11 protein-coding genes are annotated in these 12,923 nt (G+C 60.2%); 5 read left to right on the forward strand and 6 right to left on the reverse strand.

Annotated features, from left to right (window positions below):
• A partial coding sequence (locus AUR66_RS10715; protein WP_197409743.1) for an ABC transporter permease occupies positions 1–498 on the reverse strand: 498 nt, incomplete at its 3' end.
• A 27-nt stretch (positions 499–525) separates the two neighbouring features.
• Positions 526–2,208, reverse strand: a complete 1,683-nt coding sequence (locus tag AUR66_RS10720) for an ABC transporter substrate-binding protein (protein WP_058572417.1) — start codon at positions 2,206–2,208, stop codon at positions 526–528.
• 168 nt (positions 2,209–2,376) lie between these two features.
• On the opposite strand from AUR66_RS10720, the gene AUR66_RS10725 reads away from it, so the two are divergent.
• The 3 genes from AUR66_RS10725 to AUR66_RS10735 all read left to right on the forward strand — a co-directional run bounded on the left by AUR66_RS10725 (position 2,377) and on the right by AUR66_RS10735 (position 5,623).
• Positions 2,377–3,135 (forward strand): type 1 glutamine amidotransferase, encoded by a 759-nt coding sequence (locus AUR66_RS10725; RefSeq protein ID WP_082682175.1) that lies wholly within the window; start codon positions 2,377–2,379, stop codon positions 3,133–3,135.
• Positions 3,136–3,157: 22 nt separating this feature from the next.
• The gene (locus AUR66_RS10730; protein WP_058572418.1) at positions 3,158–4,405 is read left to right on the forward strand and encodes a Zn-dependent hydrolase; all 1,248 of its coding nucleotides are present in this window, start codon (positions 3,158–3,160) and stop codon (positions 4,403–4,405) included.
• A 402-nt stretch (positions 4,406–4,807) separates the two neighbouring features.
• Positions 4,808–5,623: an IclR family transcriptional regulator gene (locus tag AUR66_RS10735; protein ID WP_058572419.1), complete on the forward strand. Its 816-nt coding sequence runs from the start codon at positions 4,808–4,810 to the stop codon at positions 5,621–5,623.
• 375 nt (positions 5,624–5,998) lie between these two features.
• On the opposite strand, the gene AUR66_RS10740 is transcribed toward AUR66_RS10735, so the two are convergent.
• Positions 5,999–7,918: an archaea-specific SMC-related protein gene (locus tag AUR66_RS10740; protein ID WP_058572420.1), complete on the reverse strand. Its 1,920-nt coding sequence runs from the start codon at positions 7,916–7,918 to the stop codon at positions 5,999–6,001.
• 102 nt (positions 7,919–8,020) lie between these two features.
• Here AUR66_RS10740 and rdfA point away from each other — a divergent pair, with 102 nt between their 5' ends.
• Positions 8,021–8,614, forward strand: coding sequence for a rod-determining factor RdfA (rdfA, locus tag AUR66_RS10745; RefSeq protein WP_058572421.1), 594 nt, complete (start codon positions 8,021–8,023; stop codon positions 8,612–8,614).
• 260 nt (positions 8,615–8,874) lie between these two features.
• On the opposite strand, the gene AUR66_RS10750 is transcribed toward rdfA, so the two are convergent.
• Together AUR66_RS10750 and AUR66_RS10755 are read right to left on the reverse strand one after the other, a co-directional pair.
• Positions 8,875–9,627, reverse strand: coding sequence for a universal stress protein (locus AUR66_RS10750; protein WP_058572422.1), 753 nt, complete (start codon positions 9,625–9,627; stop codon positions 8,875–8,877).
• The gene (locus AUR66_RS10755) at positions 9,620–11,086 is read right to left on the reverse strand and encodes an APC family permease (protein WP_058572423.1); all 1,467 of its coding nucleotides are present in this window, start codon (positions 11,084–11,086) and stop codon (positions 9,620–9,622) included. The genes AUR66_RS10750 and AUR66_RS10755 overlap by 8 nt, the downstream gene beginning before the upstream one ends.
• Before the next feature lie 179 nt (positions 11,087–11,265).
• On the opposite strand from AUR66_RS10755, the gene AUR66_RS10760 reads away from it, so the two are divergent.
• On the forward strand, positions 11,266–12,510 hold the full coding sequence (locus AUR66_RS10760; RefSeq protein WP_058572424.1) for a tyrosine-type recombinase/integrase: 1,245 nt from the start codon (positions 11,266–11,268) through the stop codon (positions 12,508–12,510).
• 191 nt (positions 12,511–12,701) lie between these two features.
• Here the strand turns inward: AUR66_RS10760 and AUR66_RS10765 are convergent.
• Positions 12,702–12,923, reverse strand: a 222-nt coding sequence (locus AUR66_RS10765; RefSeq protein WP_157533067.1) for a universal stress protein, incomplete at its 5' end; no start/stop codon positions are given.

The raw sequence follows: 12,923 nt of genomic DNA on the forward strand, positions 1-12,923 counted from the left end.
GGTCGGAAAGAGGTTCAACCAGACGGCGAACACCAAGATGAACACCAGCCCCCAAAGGAAGATTGGCATCGAGATACCGACGAAGGCGAACATCGACGCGGTGACGTCGGGTGCTTCGTTCTGGTTGATTGCGGCGTAGACGCCGAGTGGAATCGACAACACGACGGCGACGAACGTCGCGGCGACTGCGAGCATCAGCGAGCGGGGCAGACGCTCGGCGATGAGCGCGGCCACCGGTTCACCGAACCGCAGTGATTCGCCCATGTTCCCCTGGAGGAGCCCGACGACCCAGTCGATGTACTGCACGTACAGCGGGCGGTTGAGTCCCAGTTGGGTTTGGAGCGCTTCGAGCGACTGTTCGGTCGCGTTGGGCCCCAAGATGAGGAGGGCCACGTCACCGGGGAGGATGTTGGTGACGGCGAAGGCGATGAGCGTGACGAAGAACAGCGTCACCGCCATGAAGCCAACGCGCCGAAAGACGTAGTTGTACATCGACATTGTGTGAAATATTGAGTGGAGTCGGTGTTAGCGGTCGAGCCAGTTGTCGGAGAACTGCAGCGTCGACCCGTCGGGTGCACCGATGTCACCCTTGTACTGCGAGGCCGCCCCGTACAGGCTCGGTTGCCACCACAGGAACATGTGGCCGGCGCGTTCGTCGTGGAGAATCTGCGTCGCTTCGTGGTAGAGTTCTGCACGCTCGTCTTCGTCGTAGATGGTGCGCGCTTCCTCGACGAGGGAGTTGTACTCGTCGTTCGTCCAGTTCGTGAAGAAGAACGCTCCGTTGGGGTGCAGGAACTTGTAGAACGACACGTCAGGGTACCACAGTGCGAGGTAGGAACTCGTCGTCGCCTGGAAGTCGCGCTTCGAGTAGACGTCCGAGAGCCACGTACTCCACGTTATCTGCTGGATTTCGAGGTTGATACCCACCTCGGCGGCGTCTGCGGCGATGACCTCTGCGGCCTGCACCTGCGTCGGGTAGGACTGCGGAATCTTGAACGTCGCCGTGTAACCGTCGGACATGCCGGCGGCGTCGAGGTGTTCCTGCGCCTTTTCGAGATCACGCGGACGCGGTTCGACGTCGGGGTTGACCCACGGACTGCCGGGTGCTGCTGGGGACGCCGTCGTCTGGCCGGTGCCGTAGAGGGCCGCTTCTGCGACCTTCTCCTTGTCGATGGCGTAGTCGAGTGCGAGGCGGGCGTCCTTGTTGTCGAACGGTGCCACGTCGCAGTTCATGCCGAGGTAGACGAGCGACTTGGGGAACTGCTTCTCGAAGCGCACGTCGGGAGCCTGTTCGACGCGGGAGACGTCCTTCGGCGCGACGCCGTTGATGAAGTCGTACTCGCCGGCGAGGAACGACTGGAGACGGACGCTCGGGTCCGGAATCTCACTCTTGACGATTTCGTCGATGAACGGGCCGTCTTCGTCGGACGCGCCCCAGTAGTCCTCGTTGCGGACCATGGTGAACGACGTCTCGATTTCACGGCTCTCGAACTTGTACGGGCCAGTCCCGATGGGTTCTTCGACCATGTCCTTCGCGGCGTTTTCGGCCGGCATGACCGAGAGTTCGGCCGTCGCCATCTTCGCGAGGAAGGGCGCGAACGGCTGGTTGAGTTTGATCTCGAAGGTGTAGTCGTCGGGTGCACGGAGTTCGTCGACGAACTCGAAGAAGCCAGTCGCGAGGAAGTCCCCGTTTTGGACGCGCTCGTAACTCGCGAGCACGTCTTCGGAGGTCATCTCCTTGCCGTTGTGGAACGTGACGCCTTCGCGGAGTTCGAACGTCAGGAGCGTGTTGTCGTCGGACTGCTCGAAGGACTTTGCGAGGTGCGGCTCGATGGAGTAGTCGTCCTGCAGTGCGACGACTTCCTCGTAGATGTTCTCTAAGACGCGCTTCGACGCCGCCGAGGTGTCGATGTGCGGGTCGAGGCCCTGCACTGGGACTGCACCGCCCCACTGGAGCGTGCCACCCTGCTTGCCACCGCTTGCTTCGGTCGTGTCGGTGTCGTCGCCGGACTCGCCACCGCTGTCGCCACCGTCGTCACCGCTACCGCCGGATTCTCCGCCATCGTCGCCGCCACCCGTACATCCTGCGAGTGCGGCAGCACCCGTCGTCGCTGCTGCACCGAGGAAGGTGCGACGGTCGAACCGGCCACGGAGCGAACCATCGCCGCTGCTATCGGGAGATTCGGTCCCCTTGTCATTCTCTTGCATATAGAGCTCCAAATCCACTAATGTGTGATAAAAATTGTGGTTGTGAGGGAAATAGACGTGCCACTACCGGCCATATATGACACATGGTTGTTAATTAGGCGGGCAGGAGGGGGCAGACAAGTTTACAATACAAAGTTCTATATCATATAGACACTCAGTTTTAGACATATGTCCACATCTATTCAGTGCCCCCGAGAGGCCAGTGTCGGGTTCGTCTCCCCACCGAGTCGCGTCGACTACGCCGCCGAAATCGACGCTGTGTTGTCGGAAGACCTGCCAGATACGCGGATTCACACTCACCACTTCGACGCACGAGAAGTCCTCCCCGACCCGACCCAGTTCGACGTCGTCGTCGTCACGGGGTCGTACGCACGAGTCGCAGACAGAGACCCGTGGGCGGTGCACCTCCAGCAGTACGTCCGGAAGCGCGTCGAAACCGGCCGCCCCCTTCTCGGCGTCTGTTTCGGGCACCAACTCCTCGCCGACGCACTCGGTGGGGAAGTCGAACGACTCCCAACCGGTGCGGCAGGGTACCGGACGCTCTCGCTCACCGACGGTGGACGTGCGCACCCAGCCTTCGTCGACGTTCCCGACACCTTCGACACGTTCTTGTGGCACGTCGACCACGTCACTCGCCTCCCAGACGAGGCGACTGTGTTGGCCCGCGATGGCGACACTATCCAGGCGTTTGCACTGACGAACCACCCAGTGATGGGAATCCAGTTCCACCCTGAAGTGACACCACGGATGGCCCGGAAACTCGCCGAAGGTGCCGACGGGGCATCTCCGCCGTCTGACGACGTGTACGAGACGCTAACAGACGAGCGCGTCTCGTCGGCCCAACTCTCACGACGAGTCTATCGTGATTTCCTCCACGACGCACTCGACACACACGCATATATCACCCAATCCCAAACACGTAAATAGAGTTAGTTACGACTCGGCCAGTATGCGAGTCAATCAGCAGCGACTCCGCAGTGACATCGAGTCGAACGCGGAGTTCGGTGCCGTCCCCACGGACGAGGGTCGAGGGCGGACGGTACTCACCGGGAGCGAAGCAGACCGTCGGGCGAGAGAGTTCTTCTGCGAGCGACTTCGAGACGCTGGTCTCTCTATCTCCATCGACGAGGTTGGAAACATCGTCGGCCGCTGGGTCCCAGAGAGTGCAGACCCCGATGCCGCACCAGTCGCAACGGGGAGCCACCTCGACTCCGTGCCCGAAGGCGGTATCTTCGACGGACCGCTCGGTGTCTACGCGGGCCTCGAGAGCATTCGGGCGATGCAGGACGCCGGCGTCGAACCCGTTCGCCCCGTGGAAGTCGTCAACTTCACCGAAGAAGAGGGCCAGCGATTCGACGGTGGACTCATCGGGTCCGCCGTGGCAGTCGGCGAGATGACGAGCGACGAAGCACTGAAGATAGAAGACGAAGACGGCATCCCACTCGGTGACGCCCTCGCCGACATTGGCTATCGGGGTGAGGCCCAAATCGACGCCGCCGAGTGGGACTCGTGGATAGAACTCCACATCGAGCAGTCGGAACGACTCGAAGACGCCGGGGTTCCCGCCGGTGTCGTGACGAGTATCGTCGGTCTCTCTCGCTGTTCTGTCGAGATTATCGGTGAGGCAGACCACGCCGGGTCGACACTCATGGACGACCGATCCGACGCACTCGCCGCCGCCAGCGAGTTCGTCCTCGATATCGAGGAGGCGACGAACGAGCGAACCGAGGTTTCGGAGACGGCAGTCGGAACCATCGGGAAACTGGACGTGTCCCCGAACGCCCCGAACGTCATCTCGGGGAAGGTATCACTGACCGTCGACATTCGGGACGTTGAGTACGACTCCATCGAGTACATCATCGACGAGGCACAGGCGAGTCTCGACCGCATCGAAGACGAACGCCCGGTCGAGACGACGCTTACCCACCCGTGGGACCGACACCCAGTCGAGATGAGTGACCGCTGTCGCGACGCACTTCACGAGGCCGGGTCCGACGCGGGTCTCGGGACGCTCGACCTCCACTCGGGTGCTGGTCACGATACGATGCACGTGGCAGAAGTCACGGACGCCGCACTCCTCTTCGCCCCGTCACGTGACGGAATCTCGCACAACCCCCGTGAGTGGACCGACTGGGAAGACTGTGCCGACGCGACGCGAGTCCTCGCCGGTGCACTCGCAACACTCGCGACCGAGTAGACCGCTACGGAACCCGAACACACCCTCGAACCACTCGCTGCTGTCGGTTCGTTTGGACTCTCCCACCTCCTTCTGACACGCGTCGCCGCTTTTCGCTCCATCTGACGCCATCGGTTCGACAGTCTACCTCGAGTACGGCCGGGAATCGGTCGGAGCGTGCCGCACGCTGTCACCCTACCAGCAGACGAGGGCGTCTCGTGAGCGGACTACGTTTACACTATGCAAACACAATCTCTTATGAGGCAATATCGACCCCAGCGAGGCTTCGATAGCCAGTGTGCGATTCGACGAGACTGTACATCACTCTGGGAAAGCGCGATTAGACAGGATACAGCCAATATCAACACAGTTAGAAGTTCGTGAAATACAAACAGCTATGGTTCCGGGGCGAAGACGTGGACTATGGCAGACGAACACACGAACGGTTCGCCGCGGACCCTCAAGACGGTGTCTCGTGCGTTCGACGTGGTTCGGGCGTTAGAGGAGTTAGACGGGGCGGGAGTGACGGAGTTGGCAGACCACCTCGACCTCTCGAAGAGCGTCGTCTACAACTACCTGAGCACACTTCGCGAGGAGAAGTTCGTAGTGAAAGAGGGTGACACCTACCAACTTTCCCTGCAGTTCCTCCTCGTTGGCGAGTACGTGCGCTACCAGAACATCCTCTACCGAATCGGGAAGCCAGAGATAGAAGAACTCGCCGAGAAGACGGGCGAGTACGCTCACTTGGCCACAGAGCAGCACGGACTCGGCGTCAACCTGTACAAGGTGAGTGGTGAGACTGCCGTCGGGAGCGACTACCAGGTGAACAAACTCCAGCGTGCAGACTACCTGCACTTCTCTGCGACTGGCAAAGCTATCTTGGCACACCTGCCCCGTGAACGCGTCAACTGGATCGTCGACCAGTACGGACTCCCGGCGAAGACAGAACAGACGATTACCGACCGAGAAGAACTCTTCGACGAGTTGGAGACGGTCCGCGAGCGCGGGTACTCACTCAACGACGAAGAAGAGATAAAGGGCCTCCAGGCAATCGGTGCACCCGTAACGAATCGACATGGGCGTGTCCTCGGGTCTATCAGCGTCTCTGGGCCCGTTCGGCGGATGAAGCAACCCGAGTACCACCAGAACCTCATCGAGAGCGTCGTCAACACCGCGAACGTCATCGAAGTGAACGTCAACATGGAAGAGTCGGACGACGAGTTTCCGACGTTCAGCTAACTACCCAACCCGTTACACGAATACCCTTGTAAAGATAGAAGGATCGGTCGCCGACAGTCCGTCGGGGTTCACAAACTGCGAACCACCCACTGGGAGTTTGGTCGATGGCGACACGACCACTCAGCACCTCTTTACGGCAATACCGACTCTTCTCACGAGTTCACTGCCCAGCAGAGAGCGTTTTGGTCCGGAACTCCCTCCAACCACTACGAGAGAAGGAATCTACACGACTGAACGATTCTCTCCGTTCGCCTCCACCGAGACTGAGTGGTTCAGTCAAAACTCACCGTTCGAACTGTATTTTGCCCTTTTCTGGCCAGATATTTTCGATATCAGAACAGAATATAGACAAACGAGAGAGACAGTCTCCAGGAATTATATTTCAGTGACTCTCGTGTGATCCTCGTCGAGTGCTGCTGCGTCTTCGGGGAGGAGGGCAACGACGACGAACTTGGCGTGTTCGTGCACGTATTCGACCAGTGCAGCGATTCGCTCGGAGTCGATGGCCTCGAGTGAGTCGAGGAGCATGAACGGAAGTTGTTCAGCGACGTCGTGGACGAGGTATCCGGCGAGACCGAATACGAGACCGATGACCTCTCGCTCGCTTTCACTCAGGTGGTCGACCGTGTCCTCGTAGACGGACCCAGACTCGGTCTGCCGGACGATGTGGAGGTTGAACTGGCTTTGTTCCTGTGTGCGTCCGCGCCCAGAGCGTTCCCGACGGACTCGCTCGATCCAGACGCGTTCGATGTTTTCGTACTGGAGGATGTCCAGCACGCGTTCCATGTGGTCGTTGAACGCCTCGACTGCGTCGGCCTCGATACGGTCGATTCGACCGCGGAGTTCCTGAATCTCGTCGTCGATCTCTGCTCGCCGCGCTTCGTGTTCGGCGAGTTCGTCTCGTTTCATTCGCGCTTCGTCGAGTTTCTCACGGACGCGCTCTCGTTCGGTTTCGAGTCGCTCACGTTCGAGTTCTGCGCGGTTCGCTTTGGAGTGGAGTTCGACCAACTCGTCCGTCTCGTCGTCTACGTCCTCGGCTTTTGCTTCGACGGTCGTAATCTCCTCTCGGAGTTCGTCTTGTCGCGCTTCGAGGTCCTCGATTCGGTCGAGCGTCTCTTCGCGTTCGGCGACGGTCTGTTCTAACCGAGACGAGAGTTCTCGCCGACGAGTTCGGCGTTCTTCGATGGTGTCCAGTCGAGCCGAGAGGTCGTCGATTTCTTCGCGGGCCGTCCGTCGGTCGGCGGCCAGTGACGCACGGTGATTTTCGAGGTGTTCGACAGTCGCTTCGATGGTCTCCGAGGAGACTTCTGACCCACACGTCCAACAGACGACCTGGTCGCCACCGAGGAGTTGGTCGGTGACACTGCCACCGTCGTCCTCACCACGAAGCGCGTCCGCGACGTCTCTGTTCCCGCCGGAGAGCATCGACTCGTTCACGCGAACGATGTTCTGAATCTCGTTCATCTGCGATTCGAGTTCGCGGACACGTTCGCGTCGCTTCGACAGTTTCGATTCGAGTTCCGACGGCGAATCCGACGACTCGTCGGGCAGTTCGTCGAGCGCCTCGCGGATGTCTTCCTCGTCGTCTCGGAGGGCTTCGAGACTCTGCCGCTCGGTTTCGAGACGGAAACGGACGTTTTCGAGCGTCGAACGCAGGTCGTTGAGTCGGTCGAGGAGTTCGTCGTCGCCAGTGTCCGAGCGCTCGGCCGCCTCGATTTCGCCTTCCAGTGCTTCGAGTCGCTCCCGTGCGTCGTCGATTTTACTGTCGAGTTCGGCCTCGCGTTGCTCCAGATTTCCAATCGACCGTTCCAGCGAGTCTGCTTCGTTCAGTCGCTCGTCGAGGGTTCGACGCTCTGCTTCCAACTGCGTAATCTGGGCTTCGATGGCCGTCGTGTCGACAGGGCGCATGATGAGTTCGCGCAAGTCGTCGCCACGTTCGACGGCCCGACGTGCCTCGTTCGACTCTAACAAGAACGCGAAGAGGTCGGCGAGTTCGGGGTCCGACAGATACGGGTCGCCCTTCGTGACCGTGTTCGACCCCTTCCGGCGGAGGACGCGCGTGAACGTCTCGTCGCCGACTGTAAGGCTCACTTCACCCTCGTCCGCGTCGGCCTTCAGCGACGCCCGATTGCTCCCGAGCGCGGCCATCAGTGCCTGTAAGAACGAGGTACGGTTGGTAGCGTTACGCCCGACGAGAATCGTAATCCCAGGCTCGAATTCGACGTGGGTTCGTTCGATTCCTCCGATATTTCGCGCCTCGACGGTAACGCCGGTGGCGCGACTCGTGACAGTCATGCATGTTACCAGTGAGTATCCACAGATAATAGTTCGTATTTGATTACACCCGTATCGGTGTAATGGAAACCGTTATGCTCGTCGGTCGATTCGGTTGGATACATGCCAGACGAGCGACCGAACCCGACGAACTCGAAAGTCGGGCGACTCATCGAGTCCCACGGATTGGACGGACTCGGAGAGGAGTTGGAGAATCGGTGGACCGCCGACGAAGACGCAGACAGTCTCCGGACCCTCGCCGACGTGTTCAACCACGAGTTGTTGAAAGCCGAAACGACAGACGCCGGCCTCGACTTGCTCGACGGTGAGATTTCGACGTTCTACGACGCACTCGTCGACGACGAGGCGACGGGTGCAGAGCGAACTCGTGTCCGTGGCCGACTCGAACGGGCCGGTATCGACGTCGACAACCTGCAGACCAACTTCGTCTCGCATCAGGCAATCCACACCTACCTGACTTCGTACCGAGGTGCATCCAAAGAACGCAAACGGAGCGACCCGACAGAGCGCGTCCAGCGACTTCGTGGGCGACTCGTCGCAGTCACCGAGAGTGCGCTGGAATCGGCGGCGAATCGAGACGACATCGTAGTCGGGTCCCCCGACGTTCTCGTCGACGTGCAAGTGTTCTGCGCCGACTGCGGAAGCCAGTACGGGTTCGACGAACTGGTCGAACGCGGTGGATGCGACTGCCAGTGATATAGCGATTTGGCCGCAATACTGACGCCGATTCTCGTCGTATGTGCGATTTCGCTTTCAGAGGTCGAAGAGTAGAACAAGATACGTCTCGACCGGAGATAGTCGAAAGACATCGGTCCAACTCAAGGTACAATTTCTAAACATTGTACAAATTGTAGATACTGATTCACTATTCGTATATCGTTCTCACTGATAAATAAAGTGTACTGTATTGTTCGTTAGACAAAATACTATTTGTTCGACAGTCGGGGCGAGGCGCCCTATTCGTCAGTTTCGTCTCTGTCTTCGGCGAGGGCCAGTGGTCGCCGGACGACCAGAACTGGGCCGACAGTTTGCTCGGCTACACGGTCCGACGTTTCACCGAAGAGACGACCACGGATGGTGGGTTCTTCTTCACCCATAATGACCACGTCGTGGTCGTAGGCCGCCTCGATGAGCGCTTGGAGTGGTTTTTCTGCGACTGCGACGACCCGTGAGAGTTGGTCACTACGGATACCGAGGACGGTGAGTTCGTCCGAGACTTCACTGAGGAGTAACTCGCCGTCTGGGACGTCCGACTCGTCGTCGACGGCGTGAAAGAGCGTGATTTCGACGTCCTGTTCGCGACTCACACCTGCGACGACTTGGGCAATCGCCTCGAGGTTGATCTTCTCTTTTATCGGGACGATGATTCGGTCGATAGTCGGAGCAGGGTTCGAGAGCAACACGGCGTCACAGTCTGCTTCGGTGGCGATTCGTTCGGTAGTCTGGCTCTCGTCGTGTGTGAAGACGAGGCGCGTTTCGACCGTGGCCCCACGTGATTCGAAGGCGTCGACGAGTTCCTGGAGTTCTTCCCGCGCTTTCGCTTCGAACTGTTCACGTGCCTGTTCGGGTGCCGTCTGCTCGGGTATCTCGTGGTACCCGAGGAGGACGACAGTGGACCGAGACAACAGACGAACCATCTGGTCGGGAATCACCTGCCCTTTCAAGATGGCGACGGGGACGAGAACCCGAATTTCGGTCGTGTTACGCATCTGCTTGCACCCCCTTGAGTGAGACATCGCGTGCATAGGCTAAATACCACACCAGTGCAGCGACGCTGACGACGGCACCGACGGCCTGTGAGAGCGGTTGCATGAACGCCACGAGACCAAAACTCGCAATCGCGCCGACGACAGGAACCGCGGGATAGCCAGGAACCCGAAACGTCGGGTCGTACCACTCTGGGTCCGACCGGCGGATGACCACGAGCGCCACGCACATGAGACCGTAGGAGATGAGATGGAGGAACGAGGCCACCTCTGCCAACACTTCGGTCCGACCGACTGCGACGAGGACGACAGTCGGCCCGCCGACGAGCGTGAGCGCGATGTGTGGCGTGCCGTACCGCAGGTTGACTCGGCCGAGGTGTGGAGGGACGAGTGCGTCACGACTCAATGCGTACAGTGCACGAGAGGAACTCAGAATCGACGCGTTCGCGCTCGAAACCGTCGCGAGGAGACCGGCGAAGAGGATAGCAATCGCCCCGGGGAGACCCAGGTACGACCGTGCGACTTCGACGATGGCTGTCTCACCGAACGTCGCGAGTCGCTCGCTGCCGAACGCACCCGTCGAGACGAGTATCGTCACCACGTAGAGCGTCCCGACGATACCCACAGAACCAATCATGGCGAGGGGGAGGTTCCGCCCTGGTTTCGTAATCTCACCGGCGACGGTAGCGACTTGCGCAAACCCGAGGTAGGAAGTAAAGACGAGTGCAGCAGTCGTGAAGATACTGAACACGCCGTAGGGAGCGAACTGTTCTGGAACCGTCTCACGGCCAAAGAGACCGAGTGCGTCGAGTGACCCGTACACGAGGAAGATGAGGAGGATACCGAGGAGCAGACTGACGATAGCGTTCTGGAGTTTCGTCGTGTTCTCCGTTCCGAACATACTGAGGGCCGTCAAGATAATCCCGAACCCAACACCCAAGACGGCGAGGAACGGTACCGACTCGACGATGATGGCCGACGCGCCAATCTCTTCGAGGACGGCCACCGCGTACTGTGCAAAGCCGACGAGATAGAACGCAGACGCGAAGACGAGACCAAGCCACAGGCCGATGCCCACGACGGCACCGAACGGTGCGCCCATCCCGCGCGAGATGAAGTAGTACGCACCGCCGCTTTTCGGCATCGCCGTCGCCAACTCGGACGTCGGAAGCGCCACGAGGAGGGCGATGACTGCCCCGATTGCGAACGAGAGTGCCGCCGCAGGGCCTGCGTTCCCGGCCGCGAGACCGGGGAAGACGAAGATGCCTGCTCCGACCATCGTCCCCACGCCAATTGCGAGGCCACCACGAAGGTCGATAGTACGTTCGAGTTCTGTCCCACTCTCGAGGACGGTCACTTCGTCGGCCGCCTCACCGACGTCGACAGCAGGGTCTGGCGAGACGAGCGACTCGTCACTCGGACCCTCTCGGCCAGGAGGACTATCTCCGTCTTGTTCCGTCATATCATCACCTGTCTCCACGTTGTCGGGTCCGCCCAATATATCCTTGTCCCGTCATATTGTGGGAAGGCGTCGACGGTCGGACCGAGAGAAAGTGTTAATTCCCTTCCGCCGCGCCGTGAAGGCAGAGTGATGGTTCCCGGAATGCGACACAACGGCCACATCGACCGAGGTGAGAACGCGTGAACTGGTCTCGGAAGTCTCTCGACGACCTCGAATCGTTCTATTGGGATACCATCGCCCCCGCGATGGACAGAGACGGCATGAATCCGACGCGAGACGTTCCCACCTACGAGTGGTTGACCGACCACGGATGGTCGGGAATCGCCTACGCGTTGCGCGAAAAACATGACCTCACGCCGCGACAGTTCTTCGTGGACGTGGTCGGCCTCGGCGACGACGAGGCAGACCACGGGTACGAGTGGCACATCGAGAACGACGCGACCATCGAGGCGTTCGAATCGTATCTCGACATGCTCGAATCCCGTCGTGGGTTGGCGGAATCGACGCTCCCGACCCGCCGCACACACCTCGCGCGATTCGCCCGCGTCTACCGTGACCTCCACGGCAGTGCGGACCTACTCGCTGAACTCGACGACAGAGACACCGAACCCGACGAGATTGCGCGGTGTCTCGACGTCTTAGACGAGTTCGACGCCGACCTGTCGACTGACGGGACGAAACTCAAGTACCTCCAGACGGTCCGGGCGTTCTACGAGTACCTCGTCGACTTCCGGCGGGCACGCTACAACCCCGTCGAGAACGCCGCGAAGCAGTTCCGCTGGGAACAGGGCCAACCGGACAACAGAACGATGACCGCCACACAGGTTCGAGCGGTGTACGCCGCCGCGACGGACCTCGAAGACCGGTTGCTCGTTCTCGGACTCGCCGGGTGGGGCCTTCGTCCGAACGAACTCGCGTCACTCGACGCCTCACAACTCAGCCTCACGGGCGACGACCCCCACATTTCGTTCGAAGCCCGGAAGAACGGCCCCGGTACCGTCGCACTGCTCTACGGTGTCGACGCCGTGGCCGACCGAATCGACGTACTCTCGGCCGACGACTGGAACGGGTTCCTCTTCCCGTCGTCGCGGTCGAAAACGGGCCACATCGCCCGTGAGACGGTCAACCGACGATTCAAACGACTCGCCGACGATGCGAACGTGACGGTCGATGGAGAGACGCCGACTGCGAAACTCTGTCGTCGGTTCTGGTACACTGCGTATCAAGAGGCGGTCGACGACATGCTCTCACAGTTAGAGGGCGTCGCCGCAGACCAGGGGTCGAAGAGTACCGAAGTCGTCATGTCGAACTACCTCTCCGAAGAGCGTCGCCGCTCGTTCCGCCGACAGGCGATGCGCGAGAAGTTGGCAGCGGTGTTCGAGTCTGGTCCCGACGAGGCCGCCGAACAGGCCATGATAAACTGAATTTCGGTATATCCAACCAGACCAGCTGAAGATGGCAATACCAGATATAATGGGTTAGGTTTGGCTACTGTCTGTTGCACGCCGGGCTTGTCATCTATCGAGAGGTTCAACAGAGTCTTCGCCCAATGGGTAGCGGCCGCACTCTTCTTCAACGAGAGCGCTGAGAGCGGGGAGAAGGGCGTCGGGGGCGCTTACGAGCCGCGTATCAGGGCGACGTTACTCGGGACGTCGTGCACGACTCGTTCGGTAACTGTTCCGAAGGGTATTCGGGACCCTTCGGTCCGCCCCGAGAGACCGACGCAGACGGTGTCGTACTGACTGGTCGCTTCGACGATCGCTCGACCGATATCGTCGGCGACGACGACCTGGACCTCGTACTCGCCGGGGTCGAGTCCCGCCGCCTCGGCGGCGTC

The sequence above is a fragment of the Haloferax profundi genome (assembly GCF_001469865.1).
Taxonomy (GTDB): Archaea; Halobacteriota; Halobacteria; order Halobacteriales; family Haloferacaceae; genus Haloferax; species Haloferax profundi.